The sequence below is a fragment of the Streptomyces gilvus genome (genome assembly GCF_022513565.1).
GTDB classification, from domain to species: Bacteria; Actinomycetota; Actinomycetes; order Streptomycetales; family Streptomycetaceae; genus Streptomyces; species Streptomyces gilvus.
Genome location: NZ_JAKWBE010000005.1, coordinates 221,986 through 248,155 on the forward strand (window position 1 = coordinate 221,986; position 26,170 = coordinate 248,155).

General features: G+C 73.3%; 20 protein-coding genes and 1 pseudogene. 14 read left to right on the forward strand and 7 right to left on the reverse strand.

Annotated features, from left to right (window positions below; all coding sequences use genetic code 11):
• Positions 1-86 precede the first annotated feature (86 nt).
• Positions 87-740: a Tat pathway signal sequence domain protein gene (locus MKW14_RS11025; protein ID WP_240861672.1), complete on the forward strand. Its 654-nt coding sequence runs from the start codon at positions 87-89 to the stop codon at positions 738-740.
• 18 nt (positions 741-758) lie between these two features.
• On the opposite strand, the gene MKW14_RS11030 is transcribed toward MKW14_RS11025, so the two are convergent.
• Positions 759-1,697, reverse strand: a complete 939-nt coding sequence (locus MKW14_RS11030) for a lytic polysaccharide monooxygenase auxiliary activity family 9 protein (RefSeq protein ID WP_240861674.1) — start codon at positions 1,695-1,697, stop codon at positions 759-761.
• Positions 1,698-2,387: 690 nt separating this feature from the next.
• Here MKW14_RS11030 and MKW14_RS11035 point away from each other — a divergent pair.
• A complete protein-coding gene (locus tag MKW14_RS11035) occupies positions 2,388-3,035 on the forward strand; it encodes a ScbR family autoregulator-binding transcription factor (protein WP_240861676.1) in 648 nt (215 codons plus the stop codon).
• 22 nt (positions 3,036-3,057) lie between these two features.
• Positions 3,058-4,239 (forward strand): damage-control phosphatase ARMT1 family protein, encoded by a 1,182-nt coding sequence (locus MKW14_RS11040; RefSeq protein WP_240861678.1) that lies wholly within the window; start codon positions 3,058-3,060, stop codon positions 4,237-4,239.
• A gap of 19 nt (positions 4,240-4,258) precedes the next feature.
• On the opposite strand, the gene MKW14_RS11045 is transcribed toward MKW14_RS11040, so the two are convergent.
• Entirely contained in the window at positions 4,259-5,521 is a 1,263-nt protein-coding gene (locus MKW14_RS11045) for a cytochrome P450 (RefSeq protein WP_240861680.1), read from the reverse strand.
• Between the two features lie 95 nt (positions 5,522-5,616).
• On the opposite strand from MKW14_RS11045, the pseudogene MKW14_RS11050 reads away from it, so the two are divergent.
• Positions 5,617-6,371 (forward strand): annotated as a pseudogene (locus tag MKW14_RS11050) (ABC transporter ATP-binding protein).
• Between the two features lie 131 nt (positions 6,372-6,502).
• Positions 6,503-8,659 (forward strand): germacradienol/geosmin synthase Cyc2, encoded by a 2,157-nt coding sequence (gene cyc2, locus MKW14_RS11055; protein ID WP_240861682.1) that lies wholly within the window; start codon positions 6,503-6,505, stop codon positions 8,657-8,659.
• Between the two features lie 95 nt (positions 8,660-8,754).
• Here cyc2 and MKW14_RS11060 read toward each other — a convergent pair whose 3' ends face one another.
• Positions 8,755-9,477: a CTP synthase C-terminal region-related (seleno)protein gene (locus tag MKW14_RS11060; protein WP_240861683.1), complete on the reverse strand. Its 723-nt coding sequence runs from the start codon at positions 9,475-9,477 to the stop codon at positions 8,755-8,757.
• A gap of 88 nt (positions 9,478-9,565) precedes the next feature.
• Here MKW14_RS11060 and MKW14_RS11065 point away from each other — a divergent pair, with 88 nt between their 5' ends.
• The 5 genes from MKW14_RS11065 (at position 9,566) to MKW14_RS11085 (ending at position 14,036) form a co-directional block, all read left to right on the forward strand.
• Complete coding sequence (locus MKW14_RS11065) at positions 9,566-10,432, forward strand: LysR family transcriptional regulator (RefSeq protein ID WP_240861685.1); 867 nt, start codon at positions 9,566-9,568, stop codon at positions 10,430-10,432.
• A 117-nt stretch (positions 10,433-10,549) separates the two neighbouring features.
• A complete protein-coding gene (locus tag MKW14_RS11070; protein WP_240861688.1) occupies positions 10,550-11,110 on the forward strand; it encodes a PDZ domain-containing protein in 561 nt (186 codons plus the stop codon).
• 75 nt (positions 11,111-11,185) lie between these two features.
• Entirely contained in the window at positions 11,186-11,803 is a 618-nt protein-coding gene (locus MKW14_RS11075) for a LysE family translocator (RefSeq protein WP_240861689.1), read from the forward strand.
• A 117-nt stretch (positions 11,804-11,920) separates the two neighbouring features.
• Complete coding sequence (locus tag MKW14_RS11080) at positions 11,921-13,048, forward strand: aminopeptidase P family protein (protein ID WP_240861692.1); 1,128 nt, start codon at positions 11,921-11,923, stop codon at positions 13,046-13,048.
• 46 nt (positions 13,049-13,094) lie between these two features.
• Positions 13,095-14,036, forward strand: coding sequence for an aminoglycoside phosphotransferase family protein (locus MKW14_RS11085; RefSeq protein WP_240861693.1), 942 nt, complete (start codon positions 13,095-13,097; stop codon positions 14,034-14,036).
• 651 nt (positions 14,037-14,687) lie between these two features.
• On the opposite strand, the gene treZ is transcribed toward MKW14_RS11085, so the two are convergent.
• On the reverse strand, positions 14,688-16,433 hold the full coding sequence (treZ, locus tag MKW14_RS11090; protein WP_240861694.1) for a malto-oligosyltrehalose trehalohydrolase: 1,746 nt from the start codon (positions 16,431-16,433) through the stop codon (positions 14,688-14,690).
• 196 nt (positions 16,434-16,629) lie between these two features.
• On the opposite strand from treZ, the gene MKW14_RS11095 reads away from it, so the two are divergent.
• The 3 genes from MKW14_RS11095 to MKW14_RS11105 all read left to right on the forward strand — a co-directional run bounded on the left by MKW14_RS11095 (position 16,630) and on the right by MKW14_RS11105 (position 19,108).
• A complete protein-coding gene (locus MKW14_RS11095; RefSeq protein ID WP_240861695.1) occupies positions 16,630-17,181 on the forward strand; it encodes an FHA domain-containing protein in 552 nt (183 codons plus the stop codon).
• 164 nt (positions 17,182-17,345) lie between these two features.
• Positions 17,346-18,695, forward strand: a complete 1,350-nt coding sequence (locus MKW14_RS11100; RefSeq protein WP_240861831.1) for a M14 family zinc carboxypeptidase — start codon at positions 17,346-17,348, stop codon at positions 18,693-18,695.
• A complete protein-coding gene (locus tag MKW14_RS11105; protein WP_240861696.1) occupies positions 18,692-19,108 on the forward strand; it encodes an SSI family serine proteinase inhibitor in 417 nt (138 codons plus the stop codon). The genes MKW14_RS11100 and MKW14_RS11105 overlap by 4 nt, the downstream gene beginning before the upstream one ends.
• Before the next feature lie 79 nt (positions 19,109-19,187).
• Here the strand turns inward: MKW14_RS11105 and MKW14_RS11110 are convergent, their stop codons facing one another.
• From MKW14_RS11110 to glgX, 3 genes are all read right to left on the reverse strand, one after another.
• The gene (locus MKW14_RS11110) at positions 19,188-20,438 is read right to left on the reverse strand and encodes a M14 family zinc carboxypeptidase (RefSeq protein ID WP_240861697.1); all 1,251 of its coding nucleotides are present in this window, start codon (positions 20,436-20,438) and stop codon (positions 19,188-19,190) included.
• Between the two features lie 158 nt (positions 20,439-20,596).
• Complete coding sequence (gene treY, locus MKW14_RS11115; protein ID WP_240861698.1) at positions 20,597-22,951, reverse strand: malto-oligosyltrehalose synthase; 2,355 nt, start codon at positions 22,949-22,951, stop codon at positions 20,597-20,599.
• Positions 22,952-23,020: 69 nt separating this feature from the next.
• Positions 23,021-25,144 carry a glycogen debranching protein GlgX gene (gene glgX / locus MKW14_RS11120; RefSeq protein ID WP_240861699.1) on the reverse strand — a complete coding sequence of 708 codons (2,124 nt, stop codon included), beginning with the start codon at positions 25,142-25,144 and terminating at the stop codon, positions 23,021-23,023.
• Between the two features lie 191 nt (positions 25,145-25,335).
• Here glgX and MKW14_RS11125 point away from each other — a divergent pair, with 191 nt between their 5' ends.
• Positions 25,336-26,139 carry a Tat pathway signal sequence domain protein gene (locus MKW14_RS11125; RefSeq protein WP_240861700.1) on the forward strand — a complete coding sequence of 268 codons (804 nt, stop codon included), beginning with the start codon at positions 25,336-25,338 and terminating at the stop codon, positions 26,137-26,139.
• The last annotated feature ends 31 nt before the right edge of the window (positions 26,140-26,170 follow it).

Genomic DNA, 26,170 nt, shown 5'->3' on the forward strand with positions numbered 1-26,170 from the left:
CGAGTGCCGGCACGCGCCGTCGTTTCCAGCCACCCCCCACGTTCCACCTCACCCCCCAACCCCCACTTTTCGAAAGAGGCACTCGCATGCGCACTCGCACCCTCCTCACCCTCGTCGGCACCGTCGCCGCCCTCTCCATCCCGGCCGCGATGCCGGCGTCGGCGGCCGACACCCCCGTGCTGACCACCGGCGCCACCGGCGGCACCGCCGTCGCGGTCGGCGACGTCCTCACCGCGCCCCTGGCCAGCGGCACCTCCGCCACGCTGTACTCCAGCGCGACCGGCACCAGCGGTGTCTCCTGCACGTCCTCGACGTTCACCGCCACGGTCACGGACAACCCCAGCGCCCCCGGCACGGCCACCGAGTCCGTCGGTGCGCAGACCTTCGACAGCAGCAGCTGCACCAGCAACGTCCTCGGCGTGACCGGCGTCACCAGCATCACGGTCGACAACCTGCCGTACACCACCACCGTGGCCTCCGACGGCACGCTCACAGTGACCCCGGCGAGCGGCTCCACCATCCAGACCACTGTCAAGCTGAAGACCCTGCTGGGCTCCATCTCCTGCGTCTACCAGGCCCCCAGCCTGACCGGCACCACCAGCAACACCGACGCCAGCATCAACTTCACCAACCAGCAGTTCACCAAGACGTCCGGCTCGTCGCTCTGCTTCAGCAGCGGCTACTTCACCGCCAAGTACGCCCCGGTGACGGACAACGGCGCGACGGTCTACGTCAACTGACCCTTGTAGCCCGATACTTCAGCGTCGACGCAGACGCAGGGCCAGGGCGGCGCCCCCGGTGAGCACCAGCACCGCGGCGGCGCCGCCCGCCACCATGGGCGCGGACGGACCCGAGTCGGCGCTCTCGGTGGCGGCGACGGGCGTGCTGTCGGGCTGCGACGGCGCCGCGGCCGCCGCCGTCGTCGTCTCCTGTGCCGGACTCGCCGACGTACGCGGTTTCTCGGCCGTCGGCGAGGGCGTCCCGCTCGCGGTCCGCCCGCCGCCGCTCGACGCGCGCGCCGAGGTCGAGGCCGATGCCGTCGAACCGCCGCTGCTCGCCCCCGGGAACACCACGTCCGAGCAGGAGTAGTACGTGTCCGGCGTGCTGCTGGTCTGCCAGATCGTGAAGAGGACCTGACGTCCGGTGCGGTTCGCCGGGAGCTTCGCCGTGAAGTGGTAGGCGCCGCCGGTCATCGCCGGGTCCTTGACCGAGGCGAACGGCTGGGCCGGCAGATCGGACCAGGTAAGCGGTTTCGTCGGGTCGTACCCCGGCTTGGAGAGATAGAGCCGGAAGGTTCCCGCGTGCGGGATCGGAGCCGCGTACGTCATGTTCAGCGTCGCGCCCGGCTTCAGGCTCGTCGACGGCCAGTCGGCGCGGGCGAGGTCGAGGCCCTTGAACTCCGCCAGCCCGCCGCTGCACAGCTTTCCGTCCGGGATGGTCTGCCGGTCGCGGCCGTTGACGTCCGAGACCCGTACGTCGTCCCAAAAGGTGAACGGGGCGCCGTTCGCCGCCACCGCCGCCTTGCAGGCCGCCGACTTGGCGTTCGCCCCGCCGCCCGGGGAGCAGGCGTAGCCCCGGCTGACCGGATCCGTGGGCGCACCGTGCGCCTGCGCGGGGCCGGCCGCCCACAGCGGCAGCAGGAACGGGGTCACGACGGCGGCCGCCAGGGCGGTGCGGTATGCGGTCATCCGGACCATCCGGAACGTCTCCTCGGCCGACACGGGAACGGGCTGCTCCCGTGGAGTACGGGAAACCGGCGCGACGCGTTCAGACCGGCGCGACGTGTTCAGGGGGGAGCGCCGCGTTCGGCGCCGAGTGAACGTGGGGCGCGGGCGACGCGTACGGGACACGGCACGCCGTACATGGGGAGGCGGGCCCTCGACGGACGGGCCGGTGCGAATGGGACCGGCCCGCCCGCCCTCCGCGCCCGGTGGTATGTGACCCGGTGGTATGTGACATGGCACTGCGCCTCGCCCGGCGAAGGCCCCCAACGTCCACGCCTGGACGGAGTCGCAAGTGCCCCTCTGCTGACCCGAGTTGGAGGTCACTCTGGTCTCATTGGCAAACCAACCGGTCGCCTCGTACTGTAGGCGCTGCGTCCGCTGCGGGGATCGCGGAAGGCTCTGCCTCAACCGGCCCTGACAGTCGTCCTCCACCGACGTCTCGTACGCGGCGGTGACGTGTCGCGGCAGGATCCGGTGGTGTGTCCGTACCGCGCGTGCTGTTTTCCTCGGCGATGCCCGGCTCGCGTCCAACTCCCGTCCCGGCAGGGCCGGTCGACGTTCTCGGGGTGGGTCGTCAACGCCGTCGTACGGTGAGATATCGTGTACGGGGAGTGAGAAACATACTGTACGACCCGTTTTCCCAGTCCCAGGAGTGTTCAGTCGATGCCGAGGCAGTTACGTGCCGAACAGACCCGCGCGACGATCATCACGGCCGCAGCAGAACTGTTCGACCGCCACGGCTATGAATCGACCAGCCTGAGCGACATCGTGGAGCACGCCCAAGTCACCAAGGGCGCCCTGTACTTCCACTTCGCGGCCAAGGAGGACCTGGCCCACGCCATCATGGAGCTCCAGTCCAGGGCCTCGCGCGAGATAGCGCAGGAACTGGAGGGCCGGGGCTACTCCTCGCTCGAGACCCTGATCCGCGTCACCTTCCGCATCTCCCGCATGTCCGTCGAGGGGCCCATCCAGCGGGCCGGACTCCGCCTCGCCACCGGCGCCATCGAGGTGCGCCCGCCGCTGGCCCACCCCTTCACCGAGTGGCGCGAGCTCGCCTCCCGCAAGCTGCACGGCGCGGTCAGGGAGTCCGACATCCACCCCGACATCGATATCGAGGCCACCGCCCACGCCCTGGTCAGCTGGTTCGTCGGAACCCGCGTCGTCGGCCGCCACCTGGAACCGGTCGCCCGCCAGCCGCGCCGCGTCGCCGAGATGTGGCACGTCATGATCCGCGGCCTGGTCCCGGTCACCCGCCGTGCCCGCTATCTGAACCTCACCGCACGCCTGGAGCGGGAGATCAGGACCGTCTGACCCGCGCGGTACGGTGAGGCGCATGCCCGACACCCCGTCCGCGCCGCCCGTGATCCTCGGCAACGAGCCGGGCACCTTCCCGCACGGCGTCCTCGCCGAGCGGCACCCCGCGATCATCCGGCAGGTCCGGGAGGCCTTCCCCTACGGCCCCGCCCGGCACCGCGCCCTCGACGCCCTCCTGGAAAGCTGCGCCAAGGGCGTCGTCGAACCGCTCCCGACCGACGCCCACGACCGTGACCGCTGGACGCGGTGGGGTCTGGACGAGTACGTCGGCCGTTCCTGGTACGACCTCCCCTGGCTGTGGTCCGAGAGCTACTTCTACCGCCAACTCCTCGAAGCGGTCGGCTACTTCGCCGAAGGACCCTGGCAGGGCATCGACCCCTTCCGCCCCTCCAAACTGGCCGAGCTGGACGCCCCGGAGACGGCGGAGGAACTGGCCGCACTCGACCGCCTCGCCGGCCTGCCGCCCGCCGAACAGGCGCATGCCCTGCTGCACGGCTCCCTCTGGGGCAACCGCGCCGACCTCGGCTTCCGTCTCTCCGACGCGAGCGCCGGCGCCAAGGAGGCCGCACCCGGCCTGGTCGCCGACGACAGCGACCTGCTCTGGTCCCTGCTCCCGCCCTCCGGCGCCGCCACCCTGTCCCTGATCGCCGACAACGTGGGCCGCGAACTCATCCCCGACCTGCTCCTCATCGCCCACCTCCTCCGGAGCGGCCGGGTGGAGCGGGCGTTCCTGCACGTGAAGCCGTACCCGTACTACGTCTCCGACGCGACGACCGCCGACGTGCTCGACGCGCTGCGACGGCTGAACGGGGCGGAGGGCGCGGCGGCCGCGTACGGGCAGGTGCTGTGGTCGGCGATGACCGACGGGCGTCTCACCCTCCGTGCCCACCCCTTCGCCGCCGCCCCGCTGCCCTTCGCCGACCTGCCCGCCGACCTCCGCGACGACCTCGCCCCGAGCACCCTGACCATCGTCAAGGGCGACCTCAACTACCGTCGCCTGGTGGGCGACCGCCTCTGGCCGCCCACCACCCCGTTCGCCGGGGTCACCGCTCACTTCCCCACACCCGTGGCGGCCCTGCGCACCCTGAAGTCCGACGTGATCACGGGTCTCGCCGCGGACACGGAGTCCGCTCTGGTGGCGGCGGAGGGGCAGCGCTGGCGTACCGGCGGGACCCACGCGCTGATCCAGGTGCGGACCTGATCCGCCTCAACACACCTGCTCAACAGACCTGTGTGGGCAGCGACTTGATGCCGTTGATGAAGTTCGACACCAGGCGCCGGGCCGGTCCGGCCGGGCGCAGGACCGGCAGGGTGTGCAGCGCCTCGGCGTAGAGGACCCGCAGTTGCAGCCGGGCGAAGTGGGCGCCCAGACAGACGTGGGGGCCGTCGCCGAAGGACACGTGCGGGTTCGGGGTGCGGGCGAGATCGAGGCGGTCGGGGTCGGTGAAGACCCGCTCGTCGTGGTTGGCGGAGGCGTGGAAGACGACCACCTTGTCCCCGGCGCGGATGCGGCGCCCGGCAAGGATGGTGTCCTGGGCGGCGGTCCGGCGGAAGGTGAGCACGGGCGGATGCAGGCGCAGCAACTCCTCCACCGCGAGGGGCAGTTCGGCCTTCCCGGCGCGGAGCCGCTCGTACGCCTCCGGGTGCTCGGCCAGGATCCGCAGGCCGCCCGGGGCCGCGCTGCGTACGGTGTCGTTGCCCGCGACCGTGAGCAGGAAGAAGAACATCTCCAGCTCCGTGTCGGCGAGTTCGGGCTCGTGGGCGAGCGTCGTCATCACGTCGTCGGCGGGATGGCGGCGCTTGTGGGCGGCCAGCCGCTGGGCGTAGGCGAACATGTCGGCCAGGGCGGCGGGGGAGCGGGGGTTGACCGGCTTGCCCGCCGCGTCGAGCGCGGGTGGACCGGCCTCGTCCGGGTCCTGGTAGCCGATGATGCGCCGGGTCCAGTGCAGCAGCAGATCCCGGTCGGAGTCCGGGACGCCGAGCAGGTCGGACAGGTTGAGCAGCGCGTAGTCGTCGGTGACGACGCCGACGAGATCCACGGTGCCGTCCGCCGCCCGCGCCGTGCGCAGGGCCTCGTCGAGCAGGGTGCGGGCCCGCTCCCGGGCGACGGCGGTGAACCGGTCGACGCGGCCCGGGGTGAACGCGCGACTGACCAGACGCCGCAACCTGCCGTGCTGCGGCGGATCCTGATTGAGCATCATGCGCCGGATGAACGGCAGGTCCGCCGGATCGGGGTCGCGGATCTGCGTGGCGCCGAGACGGGAGGAGTACGTCCCCGAGTCCTTCAGCACCCGGACGACGTCCGCGTGCCGGGTCACCGCCCAGAACCCGGGACCGGCGGGCCAGCCCAGCACCTCCGGCTCCTCCTGCCAGGCCACGGGATGGTGGTCGCGCAGCACGCGGTAGGCGTCGTACGGCACCCCGGCGGCATAGCGCCGCGGATCGAAGACGTCCGGGACGGCCGGGTCCTCGCGCATGGTCATGCGACCACGGTGACGTCACGGCCGGGGCCCGGGCAAGGGAACGCGCCCGGCGCACACGTTGCTGCGCCTGTCGCCGGGCCGCTCACCGGCCGCATGTGACCCTCCGCCTCGACGCCCTCGGCCAGCGCTACGGCGACCACCCCGTCCTGCACGACATCACCCTCACCGTCCCCGACGGCCAACTGCTGTGCGTCGTCGGCCCGTCGGGCTGCGGCAAGTCCACACCGCTGCGCACCGTCGCCGGCTCCTCCAGGCGCCCCGCGCAGGCACGGTCACCCTGGACGGGGTGCCCGTCTCCGGCGTACCCGACCATCTCGCCGTCGTCTTCCAGGACTACGGCCGCTCCCTCTTCCCCTGGCTCACCGTCCGCGACAACGTGGCGCTCCCGCGGCTCCGCCGGGGCCTTGACCGGGCCGCGCGGCGGGCCGAGGCCGACCGCATCCTGGAGCGCGTCGGCCTGGACGGCGCCGCCCGCCGCCACCCCTGGCAGCTCTCCGGCGGCATGCGGCAACGCGTCGCCATCGCCCGCGCCCTGGTCCGCCGTCCCTCGCTGCTGCTGATGGACGAACCCCTCGGCTCCCTGGACGCCCAGACCCGGGAGGACCTGAAGGACCTCCTCCTTCAGGTGCACCTCACCGACGACACCACCATCGTGTTCGTCACCCACGACATCGACGAGAGCGTCTACGTCGGCGACCGCGTCGTCGTCCTCTCGCCGGGCCCCGCCTCCCGCGTCGTCCTCGAACTCCCCGTCGAACTCCCCGGCAAACGCGAGCAGATCGGCACCCGAGGCCTGCCGGAGTTCATCGCGCTGCGGGCGGAGGTGGGGCGGGCCGTGCGGGGAGCATGAGCCCCGGCCCGGTTGCCGCATTCCCCGGTTCCCGCTTTCCCCGGTTCCCGCATTCCCCGTCGATTCACGCGATGGTGTGATCACGCCCCGGCTGGCGGATGCCCCCCGAAGGCCCGGGGTAGGGCCCGGCCATGACGCAGCAGCCCTTCGAACTCCCGCACTTCTACATGCCGTACCCCGCGCGGCTGAACCCGCATGTCGACGAGGCGCGCGCCCACTCGACGGCGTGGGCGCGCGAGATGGGCATGCTGGAGGGGTCCGGGATCTGGGAGCAGTCCGACCTCGACGCGCACGACTACGGACTGCTGTGCGCCTACACCCACCCCGACTGCGACGGCCCGGCGCTCTCCCTGATCACCGACTGGTACGTGTGGGTGTTCTTCTTCGACGACCACTTCCTGGAGACCTTCAAACGCACCCAGGACCGGGCCGGCGGCAAGGCCTACCTGGACCGGCTGCCGCTGTTCATGCCGATGGACCCGGCGACCCCCGTGCCCGAGCCGCACAACCCGGTCGAGGCGGGCCTCGCGGACCTGTGGACGCGCACCGTGCCGTCGATGTCCGCCGACTGGCGCCGCCGTTTCGCCGTGGCGACCGAGCATCTGCTGAACGAGTCCTTGTGGGAGCTGTCCAACATCAACGAGGGCCGGATCGCCAACCCGGTCGAGTACATCGAGATGCGCCGCAAGGTCGGCGGCGCGCCCTGGTCGGCGGGCCTCGTGGAGTACGCGACGGCCGAGGTCCCGGCGTCGGTCGCCGCGTCGAGGCCGCTGCGGGTGCTGATGGAGACCTTCTCCGACGCCGTCCATCTGCGCAACGACCTGTTCTCCTACCAGCGCGAGGTCGAGGACGAGGGCGAGCTCAGCAACGGCGTGCTGGTCCTGGAGACCTTCTTCGGCTGCACCACCCAGGAGGCCGCCGACACCGTCAACGACGTCCTGACCTCCCGTCTGCACCAGTTCGAGCACACCGCGCTCACCGAGGTCCCCGCCGTCGCCCTGGACCAGGGACTCACCCCGCCCGAGGTCGCCGCCGTCGCCCGGTACGCCCAGGGCCTGCAGGACTGGCAGTCCGGCGGCCACGAGTGGCACATGCGCTCGAGCCGCTACATGAACGCACGCGCGCGTGCCGTCAGGCCCTGGCACGGCCTGACCGGCCCCGGATCCTCCGCCGCCGACGTCGGGGCGCTGCTCGCCGCGGCCGGCGCCGAGCGCCTGCGCGCGTACACGCACGTGCCGTACCAGAAGGTCGGACCGTCCCTGCTGCCCGACTTCCCCATGCCCTTCCAGGTCGAGCTGAGCCCGCACCTGCCCGGCGCCCGCGAGCACCTCACCGGCTGGATGCACCGCATGGGCATGCTGCGGGAGGGCGTCTGGGACGAGGACAGGCTCGCCGCCGCCGACCTCGCCCTGTGCGCCGCCGGCCTCGACCCGGACGCCACGCCCGAGGCCCTCGACCTCGCCTCCCAGTGGCTCGCCTGGGGCACGTACGGCGACGACTACTACCCGCTGGTCCACGGCCACCGCCGCGACCTGGCCGCCGCCCGCCTCACCACCCGCCGCCTGGCGGACTGCATGCCCGTCGAGGGCGAACCGGTCCTCGTCCCGGCCAACGGCATGGAGCGCGGACTGGCCGACCTGTGGGCGCGCACCACGGCGGAGATGACCCCCGACGAGAGGCGCTTCCTCAAGGACGCGGTCAACGTCATGACCGAGAGCTGGGTGTGGGAGCTGTCCAACCAGCTGCAGAACCGCATCCCCGACCCGGTCGACTACCTGGAGATGCGCCGCGCCACCTTCGGCTCCGACCTCACCCTCAGCCTGTGCCGCCTGGGCCACGGCCCCGCCGTACCGCCCGAGGTCTACCGCAGCGGACCCGTCCGCTCCCTGGAGAACGCCGCCGTCGACTACGCCTGCCTCCTCAACGACGTCTTCTCGTACCAGAAGGAGATCGAGTACGAGGGCGAGATCCACAACGCGATCCTCGTCGTGCAGAACTTCTTCGGCGTCGACTACCCGAGCGCGCTGTCGGTCGTCCACGACCTCATGACCCAGCGGATGCGCCAGTTCCAGCACGTCGCCGCCCACGAACTGCCCGTCGTGTACGACGACTTCGACCTGTCGGAGGAGGCCCGCGAGGTCATGCGCGGCTATGTGGCCGACCTGGAGAACTGGATGGCCGGCATCCTCAACTGGCACCGCTTGGTGGACCGTTACAAGGCGGACCACCTCGCCCGGCGCACCCACGGTTTCCTGCCCGATCCGCGAGCCGCTGTCACCCTCCAGTGAAACCTGCCGTGCGGAACGGGACATTCAGGGAACTTCGCCGGGATGCCAGGAGTCTTCTGAGGCAAGGGGGAACAGACAAGCGGCCACGGCGAGGGTCACACGGGCTGAGACTCCGCCCGCGCCGCGTGCTCCACCGCGGCTCGCGCCAGCGCCCGGATCATCGGGTGCGGGCGCGAGCCGTCCTCGGACAGCTCGGGCTGGAAGAGGGAGGCCAGGAAGAAGGGGTGGCCGGGGAGTTCGGCCATGCGGACGTGGCCGTCCTCGTCGTGCCCGGAGAAGCGCATGCCGTGCGCGCGCAGGGTGTCGAGGTGGCGGGAGGGGCCGTAGCTGCAGAAGTAGCGTTCGACGGTCCGCTCCGAGCCGATGACCGACTGGGCGAGCGAACCAGGCTCCAGCAGGACCGCGCCCTCGTGGCCGACGAGGGAACAGGCCAGCGGTTCGATGAGCAGGTCCTCGGCGTCCGGGTCGCTCTCCGCGTGCGCCACCCCGGTCAGCCCGCACACGGTGTGCGCGAACTCCAGCAGGGCGTGCTGGAAGCCGCCGCACGTGCCGAGGAACGGGATGCCCTCCTCGCGGGCCGTGCGGATGGCGGCGAGCACGCCCTCCTGGCCGCGGTAGGGGCTGCCCGGCACCACCCACACGGCGTCGAACCCGCGCACCGCGCCCGCGGAGCCGGCGTCCTCGGAGGGGATCCAGTAGGCGTCGAGGACCAGCCGGTCGATTTCGGCGAGGGCGTCGAGCCGGCGGGGGATGCGCGTGTGCGCCACGACATGGGGGGAGCGGTCGCCGACCAGGGCGATCCGAGCTGTGGTCGTCATGCCGATCATCCTGGGCGCGCCCGCCCGATCGCGTCCAACGATGATTCGTGCACACTCGATAAGCACTCCTGATGAGACGATGCCGCGCATGGACCCGCACCTCCTGCGCACGTACGTCACCGTCGCCCGCCTCGCGTCCTTCTCCGAGGCCGCGCGCGAGCTCGGCTACACCCAGTCGGCGGTGTCCCAGCACATCGCCGCGCTCGAACAGGACCTCGGCGCCACGCTGCTGACCCGCCGCCCGGTCGCCCCGACCGCGGCCGGGGAGCGGCTGCTGGACCACGCGGGACCGCTGCTGCTGCGACTGGACGCGGCCCGCGCCGACGTCGTACGGATGGCCGCCGCGCCCGCCCACGGGCTTTCCCTCGCCGCCGCCCCCACCGCCCTCACCGCGCGTGCCGTCGCCGCGCTCCCGGCCGCCGGCGTGACCCTGCGCGTACTGCCGCGCGAGGAGATCCCGGCCGCCGTCGCCACCGGCACCGCGGACCTGGGCCTGGTCGACGGCCTGGCCGCCCCCAGCGACCCCCTGCGGCTGCCCGACGTGGCCCCGCTGACCACGCACGGCGCCGGGGAGGAGCCCGTCCGCGTCCTCCTGCCCACCGGCCACCCTCTCGCCCGGCGACCCGGGCTGCGCCTCGGCGACCTCGCCGACGCCCGGTGGCTGGACGCCCCCGACGCGGGGCTGCCGCTCGCCCACCTCCGCGCCGCGAACGGCGGCCACGGCTTCCGCCCCGCCCTGCGCTACGAGGGCACCGACGTCCGCACCCTCACCACCCTCGCCGCCGCGGGCCACGGCCTGGCCCTGCTGCCCGAGTCGGCGGCCACGGCGGTCCCCGGCGCGACGGCCGTCCCGCTCACCCACCCGCGCGTGGTGCACCGTATGGAACTGGTGTACGTGGGGTCACTCGCCGGGGCGGCGGCGACGCTGGCGCGGGCGCTGGGCGCCCGCGGGTGACCTCGCGCGCACGCCGGGCGGCGCGCGCCTTCCCGCCCTTGACCGCGGGTCAGTCTCACTCGTTCGTGGCTCGTCGTGCGCCGGCGCCCCGGGTAGTGCTCCAGCCGGAGGCGATCCATGGAACAGACTGCATTGCGTCCCAAGCCGATGCCCGGCCGGGACCCCGGCGGCGGTGCCCGCCCCGGCGCCCCGGCCCGTCGCCCGCATGCCGCGCGCCGGCGCGCGAGGCGGCTCAGGGCCGTCCTGTTCGGCCTGTTCGTAGGGGCGGTCCTGGTGCTGACCGGCGTCGGCATCGGCACCGTCGGCGCGACGGTCATCGGCATGAGCAGGCTCGCCGACCTGCAGCGCGGGGCGCACACCCCGGTGACGGCCCACCCCGTCCCCTCACCGCCGTCCGCGTCCCCGGCGCCCGCCGCAGCGACCCTCGGCCTGGAGGCCGTCGACGACCGCGGGCCGGGCGCCCTGGTCGTCGGCGTCCACGTCCCCGGCCCCGCCTGCGCGGCCGGCCTGGTCCGCGGCGACGTCCTCCTCGCGTTCGGCGGGACCCGCGTCGACACGGCCGCGGACCTCGCCCGCGCCGTAGCCCACGCCCGCCCCGGCACACGGGTCACGCTGACCGTGCGTCACCGCGGCGGCGCATACCAGCAGCTGACGGCCGTACCCGGAGTCGTCACCTGACCCCTCGGAGCCGGCCCGCGCCGGTTCGGCGAAAACCGCTGGCCGGCTCCCCGGGCACCGACCACCATGGGGCGCATGCTGAGCACCCTCCCCGCCTTCCTCGGCGCCTGCACCCTCATCGCCGCCTCGCCCGGCCCCAGCACGGTGCTGATCATCAAGCAGTCGCTGCGCAGCAGGCGCTCCGGTCTGCTGACCGTGCTCGGCAACGAGACGGGGGTCTTCGTCTGGGGAGTCGTCGCCGCCTTCGGCCTGACCGCGCTGCTCGCGGCCTCCGAGGTGGCGTACGACGTGACGCGGATTCTCGGCGCGGTCGTCCTGATCGCCTTCGGCGTCCAGGCGCTGCGGCAGGCGCGGCACACCGAGGACGCCGCGGCCGGCTGGGAGGGCGGCGAGAAGAGCGGCTGGGCCGCCTACCGGGGCGGGCTGCTGCTGAACCTCGCCAACCCCAAGGCGGCGATCTTCGCCATGTCCTTCCTGCCGCAGTTCGTGCCCCGGGGAGCCCCGCACCTGCCCGCCATGATCGGCCTCGCCGCGCTGTGGGCGGTCTACGAGATCGGTTACTACGGCCTGTACGTGTGGTTCGTCGGCCGGCTGCGGACCGTGCTCTCCCGCGCCGGGGTGCGCCGGCGCCTGGAACAGGTCTCCGGGGGCGTGCTGCTGCTCCTCGGCGTGCGCCTCGCCCTGGAGAGCTGACGCCATGACCGGCGAAGGCGCCCCAGGACCCGCAGACCGGTCGCGCCGCCCCCGCTGTCCGGGCAGGATGCTGCCCGTAGTCCCTTGTGGTCCCTCAACCCGCCCAGGGAGGCCCGGATGACCGGCACCGCGCCCGCGCCCTTCACCGCCGACGACTACCGGGCCCGCATGGACCGCGCCGCGCGCGCCGCGGCCGACGCCGGTCTCGCCGGGCTTCTCGTGGCCCCGGGGCCGGACCTGGTGTGGCTGACCGGCTACACGCCCCCCGCGGCCACCGAACGGCTCACCCTGCTGGTCCTCGCCCCCGGACGCGCCCCCGTCCTGGTCGTCCCCACCCTGGAGGCGCCCGACGCGGCGAGGGCACCCGGCGCGGGCGCCCTGAGCCTGCGGGACTGGACCGACGGCAAGGACCCCTACGCCGCCACCGCCGCGCTCCTCGACGTCAGCGGGCGCTTCGGGATCAGCGACAACGCCTGGGCGATGCACCTGCTCGGCCTGCAGCGGGTGCTGCCCGGCACCAGCCACGTCTCCCTCACCGAGGCCCTGCCGATGCTGCGCGCGGTCAAGGACGCGGCGGAACTGGACCTGATGGCGGCCGCGGGCGCGGCCGCCGACGCGACGTTCGAGGAGATCAGGAAGGTTCCCTTCGCGGGTCGCACGGAGTCCGAGGTCGGCGCCGACCTCGCCGGTCTGCTGCGGCGCTTCGGCCACTCCCAGGTCGACTTCACCATCGTCGCCTCCGGCCCGAACGGCGCCAACCCGCACCACGAGGTCGGCGACCGGGTCATCGAGCGCGGCGACATGGTCGTCCTCGACTTCGGCGGTCTCAAGGACGGGTACGGCTCCGACACCTCCCGCACCGTGCACGTGGGCGAGCCCACCGACGAGGAGCGCCGGGTGCACGACCTGGTCCGCGAGGCCCAGGAGGCCGGGTTCCGGGCGGTGCAGCCGGGCGCGGCCTGCCAGGAGGTCGACCGGGCCGCCCGCGCGGTCATCGAGGCCGCCGGGTACGGCGAGTACTTCATCCACCGCACCGGGCACGGCATCGGCGTCACCACGCACGAGCCGCCGTACATGATCGAGGGCGAACGACAGCCGCTCGTGCCCGGTATGTGCTTCTCGGTGGAGCCCGGCGTCTACCTTCCCGGCCGGTTCGGGGTGCGGATCGAGGACATCGTGACGGTCACCGAGGACGGCGGCCGGCGGCTGAACACCACCGACCGCGAGATGGTCATAGTGGACTGAGCGACCCAGCAGCCTCCGCACACCCCCGAGCGACAACGGCGCGACCATGACCCAGGCACCGACACCCACCGCGGACACCGTCCGCCGGCTGGTCAGTTCCCTGCTCAAGGACGGCGGGGGGACGGCCGGTCCGGAGGTGCGGCCCGTCGCCGCGGGCGCAGAGCACTCCACCTGGTGGGTCGGCACCCGCCATGTGCTGCGCCTCGCCCCCGACCGCGAGGCCGCCCTGCGCCAGCGCCGGGAACTGCGGCTGCGCGACCTCGTCCGACCCCACCTCCCGCTCGCCGTCCCGGCCAGCGTGGCGCACGGCGAGTGGGCGCCGGGGCTGACGTACACGCTCGACACCAGGGTGCCGGGCGGCACGGCGGAGGAGCACGACGTCTCCGCCGTCGGCGAAGCGGACCTCGCGGGGCTGCTCACCGGGCTGCGCGAGGTGCCCGTACGGCAGGCCGAGACGCTCGGCGTCCCGCGCACCGCCCCGCGCTCCCTGGAGGGCCTGCGCCGGGCGGCCGAGAAGGCCGCCCACCTGCTCGCCGGAACCGACGAGTCCGATTCGGTACGGCTGCACCAGCTCAGCTCCGCGGCCGCCGTCCAGCTCGCCGCGCAGCCCGGCACCGCGGTCCTCGTCCACCACGGCCTTTGGGGCGAGCACCTCGTCGTCAGCGCCGACGGGCGGGTGCGCGGCGTCCTCGACTGGACCGACGCGGCCGTCGGCGACCCCGCCGAGGACATCGCGGGCCTCGCGGTCGCCGTCGGCTCCCCGGCCGCCGTCCGCGCCGCCACCCTCGCCGGGTACGGCGCCCGCCCCTGCCTGCGGGGCCTGTGGCTGGCCCGCTGCGACACGGTGATCCGCCTCGCCACCCACCTCGAACGGGGCGACCCGGCCCCCCTCCCCGTGCTCGGCCTCCAACTCCACCGCGCCTGGGAGCCGATCCTGCTGGAACGAGTGACGGAACTACGGGAGACCGAAGGCGGCGAGGAGCCGTAACCCCACCGGCTCGGCCTTGCCCGCAGGCCCCGCCCTGTCACCCGCCCCCGCACGGGACCTGCCGGGGCCGTGGTCAGGGGGCCCGAGGGACCTGCCGGAGTCCCCGGCCGGGGACCCGCGTGCGGCAGCTGCGGAGCCCCGGTTGGGTACGCGAGGGGAACTTGCACGACCCCCGTTTCGGTGGCCCGCGCACTGGGCCTTCAGAGCCCCGGTTCACCGAGCCGCGTGCGGCAGCTGCAGAGCCTCGGTTAACCGCCCGCGCGCGGGCTTGCACGAATCCCCGTTGGCGGTATGCGTACTGGGGCCTTCAGAGCCCCGATCCGGCAGCCCGCGCGCGGCAGCAGAGCCCTGGTTGGCCCGCGTGCGGAACCTGCGCCCCCCGTTCACCGGCCCGCGTGCGGGGCCTTCAGAGCGCCGGTTCGCAGGCCCGCGTGCGGGAGCTGCAGGGCCCCGGTCCGGCGGCCCGCGCGCGGCAGCAGAGCCCTGGTTGGCCCGCGTGCGGAACCTGCGCCCCCCGTTCACCGGCCCGCGTGCGGGGCCTTCAGAGCGCCGGTTCGCAGGCCCGCGTGCGGGAGCTGCAGAGCCCCGGTTCACCGGCCCGCGCGCGGGACCCGCACCAGCCCCGTTCGCCGCGGGCGCGGTGGGCTTTTGTCAGCTCTGGAGGAGGATCACGGCCGATTCGCCGGGTACGTGCAGGACCCCGTCGGTGCCCGGGGCCCGTACCGGCTCCCACGCGGCCAGTACCTGTGCCTCGCGGGGGCCCAGCGGGATCGCCGCCGGTTCCTTCGCGAGGTTCACCGCGACCCGTACGTCACCGCGGCGGAAGGCGATCCAGCGGTCCTGCTCGTCGTAGGCGACCTTGATGTCGCCGAGGTCGGGGTCGGTGAGGTCGGCCTGTTCGTGGCGCAGGGCGATGAGACGCCGGTACCAGTCGAGCACGCGCGCGTGGGGCTCGCGTTCCGGCTCGCTCCAGTCGAGGCAGGAGCGGTCCCGGGTCGCCGGGTCCTGCGGGTCCGGCACGTCCTCCTCGGCCCAGCCGTGCGCCGCGAACTCCCGCCGCCGGCCCCGCCGTACCGCCTCGGCGAGCTCCGGGTCGGTGTGGTCGGTGAAGAACTGCCAGGGCGTCCCCGCCGCCCACTCCTCGCCCATGAACAGCATCGGCGTGAAGGGTGCCGTCAGGACGAGGGCGGCCGCGCAGGCCAGCAGGCCGGGGGAGAGGGTGGCGGACAGGCGGTCGCCCTGGGCGCGGTTGCCGACCTGGTCGTGCGTCTGGGTGTAGCCCAGCAGCCGGTGCGCGGCCACGCGCGTGGTGTCCAGCGGGCGCCCGTGACGGCGGCCCCGGAAGCTCGAGTACGTGCCGTCGTGGAAGTAGCCGCCGGTGAGCGTCTTGGCGACCGCGGCCAGCGGCGCGCGCCCGAAGTCGGCGTAGTAGCCCTGCGCCTCGCCGGTCAGCGCGGTGTGCAGGGCGTGGTGGAAGTCGTCGTTCCACTGCGCGTCCAGCCCGAGGCCGCCCTCCGCGCGCGGGGCGATCAGCCGCGGGTCGTTCAGGTCGGACTCGGCGATCAGGAACAGCGGGCGCCCCAGGTCGCCCGAGAGGGCGTCCACGGCGGTCGACAGCTCCTCCAGGAAGTGGCACGCGCGCGTGTCCGCCAGCGCGTGCACCGCGTCCAGCCGCAACCCGTCGATCCGGTAGTCCCGCAGCCAGGACAGGGCACTGTCCACCAGATACGTCCGTACCTCGTCCGAGCCGGGCGCGTCCAGGTTCACGGCGGAACCCCACGGCGTGTGGTGCGTGTCCGTGAAGTACGGCCCGAACGCCGGCAGGTAGTTGCCCGACGGCCCGAGATGGTTGTGCACGACGTCCAGGACCACCCCCAGTCCCAGCTCGTGCGCCCGGTCGACGAACCGTTTCAGCCCCTCGGGCCCGCCGTACGGCTCGTGCACGGCCCACAGCGAGACGCCCTCGTACCCCCAGCCGTGCCGCCCCGGGAACGGGCACAGCGGCATCAACTCGACGTGCGTGACGCCCAGTTCCACGAGATGACCGAGCCGCTCGGCGGCGGCGTCCAGGGTGCCCTCACGGGTGTACGTGCCCACGTGCAGCTCGTACAGCACGGCGCCCGGAAGCTGCCGTCCCGCCCACTCGGAGCGCCACGTGTACCCGCCCTGGTCGACGACCGCGCTCAGCCCGTCCGGGCCGTCCGGCTGGCGGCGCGAGCGCGGGTCGGGCAGCACGGGACCGTCGTCCAGCGCGAACCCGTAGCGCGAGCCGTCCCGCGCGTCGGCCTCGCCCCGCCACCAGCCCTCCCGCTCCGGATCGCGCTCCAACGCGCGCGTGGCGCCGTCGCAATGGAGCGTCACACGGCCGGCCTGCGGTGCCCACACCTCGAACTGCACGGACGGTTCCCCTTCGTCTGCTCACCGTGATGTAGCCCGTCCATGGTGCTTCAAACGAGATCAGTACGCCTTCGAATCCTCCCTTTCCCCGCCGGTGTCGCCGGACACGCGCGCGTGGCGGCCGTGAATACGCGCGCGTGGCGGCCCTTTTCTCGTTTTCTGGACACCCGGGGTTCACTGACCGACAATCACCAACGTGACGTCGTCCTTCGAGTTCAACACGTACCCCGCGCGACTGTCCGACGCGGAGCGCGACAAGGCGCTGAAGGTGCTTCGGGACGGCGTCGCCATGGGGCGGCTCTCGCACGACACGTTCATCCGCCGCATGGAGCTGGCCCTCGCCGCCCGCCGCTCCGACGAGCTCGTGGCGCTCACCGCGGACCTCCCCCAGGAGAGCCGTCTTGCGCGCCTGGTCTTCGGCGGCGTGGAGGCCGTCTCCGGGTTCACCGTACGGCTGCGCAGGGCCTGGCAGGCCGAGCGTCTGCCCAAGCTGCTGCTGCCGCACCCGGCGGGCGGCCACCCGCTGCGCATCGGTCGGGATCCGGCCAACGGGCTGCGGCTGACCCACGAGACGGTCTCCCGCGTGCACGCCGAACTGAGCCGCCAGGGCGGCATGTGGGTGCTGCGGGACCTCGGTTCCACCAACGGCACCACGGTCAACGGACGGCGTGTCATCGGCGCCGCCGTGGTCCGCGAGGGCGACCAGGTCGGCTTCGGGCGGATGTCGTTCCGGCTCGCCGCCGACTGAGCCACCCCTTAGCTTTGGCCTGAGCATGACACGGCGTTGAGCTGCTGTGATGGCTCAAATCCCTTTCCTCTCCGCGGTGTTGACGTACCCCCCAACTCGTGACTGACTGTGCGTACGTCATGCACGTCAGGTGAGCCGACGGCACAGCATCGGGGAGGTGTGCCCTGCCGCCCCTCCTGCGCTATCCGACCGTCGACGAGCTCGGCGCGCGGGCGGCGGCACTGGTCGCCCGCCGCCCCCGTGACGCCCGTCTGCGCCGCGTCGGCACCTCCCGGGCCGGCATCCCCATGTGGCTGCTTTCCGTCGGTCACGGCAGCCGTCAGGCCCTCGTGGTCGCCGGTCCGCACGCCAACGAACCCGTCGGCGGCGCCACCGTGCTGCGGCTCGCCGAACGGGCCCTGGCCGACCCCCGGTTCACCGAGGGCGTCGACGCCACCTGGAACCTGCTGCTCTGCCTCGACCCGGACGGCCTGCGCCGCAACGAGGGCTGGCTGTCGGGCCCGTACACCCTCGGCCGGTACTTCCGGAACTTCTTCCGGCCCGGCTTCCACGAACAGCCCGAATGGCTGCCCGCCGGAGCGGCGGGGGCCGCCCTGCCGGAGACCCGCACCCTGCTCGACCTCCAGGACGAGCTGCGGCCCTTTCTGCAGTGCTCGCTGCACGGCGTCGACGTCGGCGGCGGTTTCGTCGAACTCACCCGCGACCTGCCCGGCCTCGCCCAGCGCGTCGCGCTCACCGCCGCCCGCCTCGGCGTCCCGCGCGAACTGGGCCCCTACGACACCCTGTACTGGCCGAACATCGGTCCGGCCGTCTACCGAATCCCGCCGCCCCGCCCCGGCGACCTGGCCGCCGCCATCACCGAGGCCGCCGTCGAGTCGACCTGGTACCACCCGCACCGGTACGGCACGGTCACGGCCGTCGTCGAGGCCCCCATGTGGGGCGTGGCCGCCGTCGAGGACGGCTCCCCGCCCGCCGACCGCGCCGCCGTGCTGCGCACGGTCAGCCACACCCTGCGGCGCGACGCGCAACTGCTGGAGCGGCTCCTCGCGCGGATGCGCCCGCACACCACGGGCGCGCCGGACGCGGCCCGCCTGCTCGCCCCGGTGGACGACTATTTACTGGTCTGCCCCGGACTCGCCGACACCTGGGACCCCGACATCGCCGACGGGACGCGCCCGCTCCCGCCGCTGAGCACCGCCCATCTGGCCGCCCTGCGCATCGCCGGCCGGCGGCTCGCCCTGCGCACGGCGGGCCTGCTGCACCAGCTCGTCACCGGCGCCGGACGCGATCCGGCCGGGGTGCTGCCCGACCTGGACCGGCTCATCGGCGAGTGGTGCGCCGACTACCTCGACGGCTGCGGGGCCCGCTGGATCCCGGTCGCGCGCCAGGTCGAGTACCAGTCGAGCGTCGTCCTGCACGCGTTCGAACTCGCCGAACGGTACCCGCCCGCGTGCTCCCGTTCGGGTGAGCCGGGGTGGGGTTCCGGGGCCGCCGTGCCGATGCACTTGGAATGACGATCAGCACCACAGCGAAAGCGGTACGCGGCGCTCTGCTCGCGGCCGCGCTGCTCCTCGCCGCCGCGCCACTGGCCCAGGCGGCGCCCGGCCACCACCTGCCGGGCAACTGGCTCTACCTCACCGTCACCCAGGGCGACTCACGTGCCGACGGCACCCGGGGCTCCCTGCTGCTGTGCGATCTGCCCCACAGGCACGCGCGCGCGGCCAGGGCCTGCGCCGATCTGGCGGCGGTCGGCGGCGACATCGGCGCGCTCCCGGCCAGGGACGTGATGTGCCCGATGATCTACGCGCCGGTCACCGTGCACGCGCGCGGAAGGTGGAGCGGCCGGGCGGTCGAGTACGCCCACACCTTCCCCAACCGGTGCGCCATGCGGGCACGCACGGGGGAGGTGTTCGCGCTCGACGGGTGACGCGAGCGGGGGCCGCATCCGCTCGTCGCGGCCCCGGCCTTGTGCCGCGGGCCCCGCACGCGCGCGTGGGCGCTGTTTCTCAGGCGGTCTCCTCGCGCGCGTGCAGGGCGGCCGCCACGACCGTGCGGGACTGGTGCTCCACCTGGTGCTCCAGGGGCACCCAGCGGGCGCGGAAGCGTTCGGCGAAGGAGTCGCTCCAGGTCGCCACGAGCCGCTCCAGGTGGGGTGCCGCACGGTCGTCGGTCTCCCGCAGGACCCGCAGCAGCATCGCGGCCGCCCGCAACGGCAACCGCCGCCCGAACGCGTCCACGCTCCCGACGTACGCCATGGTGTCGTCGGCGGGCGGGGTGTGCATCCAGTCCGCGGCCAGCCCCGGAACCAGCTCCAGCGCCCACCTCGCGGACCGCAGCAGCGGCCCGTCGACGCCCTCCAGGCGCGGCAGCGCGTCGGTGAGCACCCGCTCCACCTCCAGCCCGTCCCGCAGCAGCCGCCGCGCCAGCCGGCGTATCGCGGCGGCCGGCGCGGGATGCGGCGCCGGGTCGTCCACCAGGTCGCTCGCCCACATCGGCACCTCGACGACCGCGGTCAGGCCGCCGTAGCGGTGGGTGTGGTACCAGGTGCTTTGCCGCGCGTCGTCCGGCATGCTCGGGTACGCGGCCCCCGCGCCCGGCGACGGCATCACATGCACGCCCGGCCCGGACGCGGACCAGCCCGCGGCGTCCGAGGCGCCCGTCTCCACCGGGATGTGCAGCTGGGCGGCGGACTTGGCGAACGGTTCGGCGAGCCCCGGGATGTCCTTCGTCAGCTGCACCCAGCTGCCGCCCAGGTCGGTCCCGTGCAGCGTCACCTGGAGGTAGGGCCGCAGCTCGTCGATGACCCGGGTCAGCGCCCGGGTCTCGGGCGGCAGGCGGTGCGGCGGCAGCACCGCCGGCGACCACTCCGGCTGCTCCTCGGCGGCCGGCCGGAAGAAGCCGAGGTGGTAGTCGAGCAGACTGCGCGGCGCCGGGGTGACGTGGAGGCTGGCGCCGTCGGGGTCGGCGCAGAGCAGGAAGTGCCAGGAGGTGTCGGTGCGCAGCTCCCGCTCCCGCAGCACCCGTTCGGCAAGTGCGAGGAGGGTGGAGCCGCCGGTCGGCTCGTTGGCGTGGGCGCCGGCGACGACCAGCACGGCCCGTCGGGCATGGCCCACGGACAGCAGGTGCAGGGGGCGCCCGGCGCGGGAGACACCCACCTGTCTCAGGGTGCACAGGGCGGGCCGATGGATGGCCAACGCCCTGGCGGACGAGACGAGTTGGGGCACGGTGGGGTAACGCAGCTGCGGCAGGAGACTCACCCCCGTCACGTCCGCCTGGCTTCGCAATCCGCAGTACCCCACGCTCTCCGCCCCCTGTCAAGGCCGCCCCGGGGGAGCCTGAAGGGGGCGCCCAGGTGCTTCACCTCCGGCCGGAACAACCGTGACCCCCCGCCCCAGAGGCTCTCCGCCCCCTGCCCTCAGTCGGAGTCCGTCCGCTCCAGCAGAGCCACCGGCAACCGTGCGAAAAGCTCCTCCACGCGTGCGTGCCCCGTGAACTCCCGCTGCGGAGCCAGCACGTCCGCCCAGCGTCCCGGTGGCAGCGGCAGCACGGTGTCCCGCCAGCCGCCGGCCTCCGCGAGCCGCAGGGACAGGCGGGTCACCGCCGTGACGGCCTTCCCGGAGCGCGTGAAGGCCAGACAGTGCTCCGCCGCGGGGCCCTCCGCGGCGAGCGGCGTGTACGTCGCCGCCTCCCCGAAGGCCCCGGGCCGCCGGGCGCGCAGCCCGAGGGCGGCCGCCGTCAGCGCCCCCTTGTCGCCGGGGGCGTCGGGCGGGAAGGACACCGGGCGACGGTTGTCCGGGTCGACGAGGGCCAGGTACTCGCTCTCCGTGCCCTGGTAGAGGTCCGGCACGCCGGGCATCGTCAGGTGGACCAGGGCCGCGCCGAGCACGTTGGCCCGGATGTGCGGCTCCAGCGCCTCCCGCAGGGCGCTGACGTGCTCGCCGGGCGCCCCGCACGGGCCCGCCGCGACGAACGCCGCCACCGCCTCCTCGTACGCCGGTTCCTGCTCGGTCCAGCTCGTGAACAGTCCCGCCTCGCGCACATGCTTCAGCAGCGCCCGCCGCACCCGCTCCTCGTCCGCCGGACCGAGCCCGAACACCGTCTGCCAGGCCGCCCACGCCAGCTGCGCGTCCGGTACGCCCTCACCGGTGCGCGTCACCTCCGCCAGGACGTCCGCCCAGCGCCCGGGGCACTCGGTGAGCACCTCCAGCGCCGCCCGTACGTCGGCGCTGCGCTTGGTGTCGTGCGTGGACAGCACCGTCCCGGTCGCCGGCCAGTCGCGCTGCACGCGCGCGCAGTACGCGTGGAACTCCTCCGGCGACAGCGCGGGGCCGCCCGGATTCCCGCCCACCTCGTTCGCCGACAGCAGCGGCACATAGCGGTAGTACGCGGTGTCCTCCACGGACTTGGCGCGCAGCGCGGACGCCGTCTGGGCGAACCGGGTGCGGAACTCGACGTGCTCGGGTCCGTCACCGCCCCGCCCGAGCAGCAGGCCCCGCACCACGTCCACGGCGCCGGCCTCCTCCGGGACGACGAAGGCCGGCCGTGCCTCGGCCGCGGCCTCCTCGGTGACCACGGAGGCGGCGTCACCGGAGGCGTAGGGCCGGTAGACCTCCAGCCGCACCAGCAGCTCCGTCAGGGCCGTGCGCAGCACCCAGGGGGCCCGGTCGCGCAGTCCGGGGTCGGGCGAGGTCGCGCACAGCCTGCTCGCCACCCGGGTCAGCCGGTCGACCTCGGCGGCCAGCTCGTGCGTGAGCACCTTGTACGCCGCCCGCCGCACCGTCGCCGCCCAGTCCCCGCCCCGGTCGGTCTGCGGGGCCGCGAACCGCCGGTACTGGCCGAGGAGTTCCCCGAAGCCCGCCGGGTCGGTGAACAGCCCGTCGACGTGCCGCAGGGCGTCGTACCCGGTGGTGCCCGCGACGGGCCAGGAGGCCGGGAGGTGCTCGCCGGCGGAGAGGATCTTCTCCACGACCGTCCAGCGGCCGCCGGTCGCCTCGTGCAGCCGCCGCAGATAGCCGTCCGGGTCGGCGAGCCCGTCCGGGTGGTCCACGCGCAGCCCGTCGACGACCCCCTCGTGCAGCAGCTGGAGGATCTTGTCGTGGGTGGCCTCGAAGACCTCCGGGTCCTCCACCCGCACCCCGATGAGCTCGGAGATGCTGAAGAAACGCCGGTAGTTGAGCTCCGTGCGGGCCAGCCGCCACCACACCGGGCGGTACCACTGGGCGTCCAGGAGCTGCGGCAGCGGCAGCTCCTCGGTGCCCTCGCGGAGGGGGAGGACATGGTCGTAGTAGCGCAGCACGTCCCCGTCGACGCGCAGCTCGCCGAGGACCGAGCCGAGCGGCCCGCCCAGCACCGGCAGCAGCACCTGCCCGCCCTGCGCCTCCCAGTCGATGTCGAACCAGCGCGCGTACGGCGACTTCGGGCCCTCCCGCAGCACCTCCCACAGGGCGCGGTTGTGCCGCGGCGCCATCGCCATGTGGTTCGGCACGATGTCCACGACCAGCCCGAGCCCGTGCTCGCGCGCCGTGCGCGCCAGCGCGCGCAACCCCTCCTCACCCCCCAGCTCCTCCCGCACGCGCGTGTGGTCGACGACGTCGTACCCGTGCGCGGAGCCGGGCACCGCCTCCAGGACGGGGGAGAGATGCAGATGGGAGACGCCCAGCGAGGCCAGGTACGGCACCGCCGTCGCGGCGGCCGCGAACGGGAACTCGGGCTGCAGCTGCAGCCGGTAGGTGGCCGTGGGCACCGGGGGGAGGGGACGCTCAGGTGTCATGCAGAGCTACGTACCCCTCCCGCCGGCTTTCGTGTCATGGCGCCCGCCACGCGTGCGTGCCCGGGTCGCTCACACGGGACGCTGCAGCACCGCCAGGCTCCGGTCCACCAGGGTCAGCCGGTCGCCGGCCTGCACCTTCGGGCCCGTGTCCGGCGGTACTCCGTCCGGGCGGGCGGTGTCGACCACCACCTGCCACTGCCGGCCGTGGTTGACCGGCACCACGAAGTCCAGCGTCTCGGGCGAGGCGTTGAACATCAGCAGGAACGAGTCGTCGGTGATCCGCTCCCCGCGTGCGCCGGGCTCGGAGATCGCGTTGCCGTTCAGGAACACGGCCAGCGCCGAGGCCTGCGCCGAGTCCCAGTCCTGCTGGGTCATCTCCCGGCCCTCGGGGGTGAACCAGGCGATGTCCGACAGCTCGTCGTGGGTGCCCTCCACCGGCCGCCCGTGGAAGAAGCGCCGTCGGCGCAGGACGGGGTGGTCCTTGCGCAGCCACACCATCGCGCGCGTGAAGGCCAGCAGCTGGGCGTCGAGCCCGTCGGAGTCCGGATCGGGCCACCGCACCCAGGACAGCTCGTTGTCCTGGCAGTAGGCGTTGTTGTTGCCCTGCTGGGTGCGGGCCACCTCGTCCCCGTGGCTGATCATCGGCACGCCCTGGGACAGCATCAGCGTGGCGATGAAGTTGCGCATCTGGCGGGCGCGCAGCTCCAGCACCGCCGGATCGTCGGTCTCGCCCTCCGCCCCGCAGTTCCAGGACCGGTTGTGGCTCTCGCCGTCCCGGTTGTCCTCGCCGTTGGCCCGGTTGCGCTTGTCGTTGTAGGACACCAGGTCGCGCAGGGTGAAGCCGTCGTGGCAGGTGACGAAGTTGATCGAGGCCAGCGGGCGCCGCCCGTCGTCCTGGTAGAGGTCCGAGGAGCCGGTCAGCCGGGACGCGAACTCCGCGAGCGCGCGCTGCTCGCCCCGCCACAGGTCCCGCACCGTGTCGCGGTACTTGCCGTTCCACTCGGTCCACAGCGGCGGGAAGTTGCCGACCTGGTAGCCGCCCTCGCCGACGTCCCAGGGCTCGGCGATCAGCTTCACCTGGGAGACCACCGGGTCCTGCTGCACCAGGTCGAAGAACGACGACAGCCGGTCCACCTCGTGGAACTGCCGGGCCAGGGTCGCCGCGAGGTCGAAGCGGAAGCCGTCGACATGCATCTCGGTGACCCAGTACCGCAGCGAGTCCATGATCAGCTGCAGCACGTGCGGGGACCGCATGAGCAGGGAGTTCCCCGTCCCCGTGGTGTCCATGTAGTAGCGGGGATCGTCGGTGAGGCGGTAGTACTGCGGGTTGTCGATGCCCTTGAAGGACAGCGTGGGGCCCAGATGGTTGCCCTCGGCGGTGTGGTTGTAGACCACGTCGAGGATGACCTCGATGCCGGCCTCGTGCAGCGCCCGGACCGCCGACTTGAACTCCAGGACCTGCTGGCCGCGGTCACCCCAGGAGGCGTACGCGTTGTGCGGGGCGAAGAAACCGATCGTGTTGTAGCCCCAGTAGTTGTTCAGGCCCATGTCGACCAGCCGGTGGTCGTTCACGAACTGGTGCACCGGCATCAGCTCCAGCGTGGTCACGCCGAGCTCCACCAGGTGCTCGATGATCGCCGGGTGCGCGAGCGCCGCGTAGGTGCCGCGCAGCTCCTTCGGCAGCCCCGGGTGCCGCATGGTCAGGCCCTTGACATGGGCCTCGTAGATCACCGTCTCGTGGTAGCCGCGCCGCGGCCGGCGGTCGTCGCCCCAGTCGAAGTACGGGTTGACCACCACCGACGTCATGGTGTGCGGCGCCGAGTCCAGGTCGTTGCGCTCCTCGGGCGCGTCGAAGTGGTAGCCGTACACCTCCTCGCCCCAGCGGACCGAACCACTGATCGCACGCGCGTACGGGTCGAGCAGCAGCTTCGCCGAGTTGCAGCGCAGTCCGCGTCCGGGGTCGTACGGACCGTGCACCCGGAAGCCGTAACGCTGCCCGGGCATGATCCCGGGCACGTACGCGTGCCGTACGAACGCGTCGCTCTCACGCAGTTCCACCGCCGTCTCCGAGCCGTCGTCGTGCAGCAGACACAGCTCTACTCGGTCCGCGGCCTCCGTGAAGACCGCGAAGTTGGTGCCGGCGCCGTCGTACGTGGCACCGAGCGGATACGCCTCGCCAGGCCAGACCTGCATGGATACGACTCTTTCAGGTGCGGAGCGCCCTCGTGGCGCCTTGGCGTCGAGTCTCCCCGAAACTGATGGAACCACCTATGACTTACGTCCCTCTTACCGATAGACCAGTGCATACGCGGTATGCCCGTTCCAAGGCTTACCGGTGGGGCAGACGAATACTCCCGTGACCGAAGGGGGAGTAGGGGGAGAATGTGCGCACGATAGTGCACCGCCACCTGGGCAAGATGGTGGCCGGTGCGGCCGTGGCGGTGGCCGCGACCGCCGTGATGGTCGCAGTCACGCTGCCGGGGACCGCGGGGGCCGACGAGTCCGGCGGGGCCGCCGGCGCGCGGACCGCGAACCAGGCGGCCCGGGCGGACGGCACACCCGCGCCCGGGGTCGTCCAGCAGGCGCCGGCCGAGGGGGACAAGGGCAAGGGCCTCGACCCGCTGACCGACGACGAGACCGAGCGGGTCGAGAAGATCGCGCTGAGCCCGCAGCTGCTCAACACCGGCGAGAACGTCCGGGGCGCCCGCGGACCGCAGCGCCTCACCGTCGAGCTGGCCGAGCCCGACACCGACCAGCCGGACAGCCTGACAGCGCCCCGGCGGGCGGACGTGACGTTCTACGACTACCGCGACGACAGCGTCGTCACCAGGACCGTCAACCTGGACACGGGCAAGGTCGAGGGGACCAGCACCCAGCACGACGTCCAGCCGCCGCTGAGCATCGCCGAGCAGACCGAGGCCGCCCGGCTGCTGATCGCCGACCCGCTGGGCGCGGGCCTGAAGGCCGACTACAAGGACGCCACCGGCAAGGAGCTCACCTCCCCGGACCAGCTGACGCTGACCAGCATGGTGTTCCGGGCCACCCCGGGCATCCGGCCGGCCGCGCTCGACAAGTGCGGCGAGCACCGCTGCACCCGGCTGTTCCCGAAGGTCAAGAACGGCGCCTGGATCGACACCCGGGACTTCGTGATCGACCTCAGCGCCCGCAAGGTCGTCCGGATCGGCTGACCCGGCCTCCGTCCACCTTTCACACCCGCAT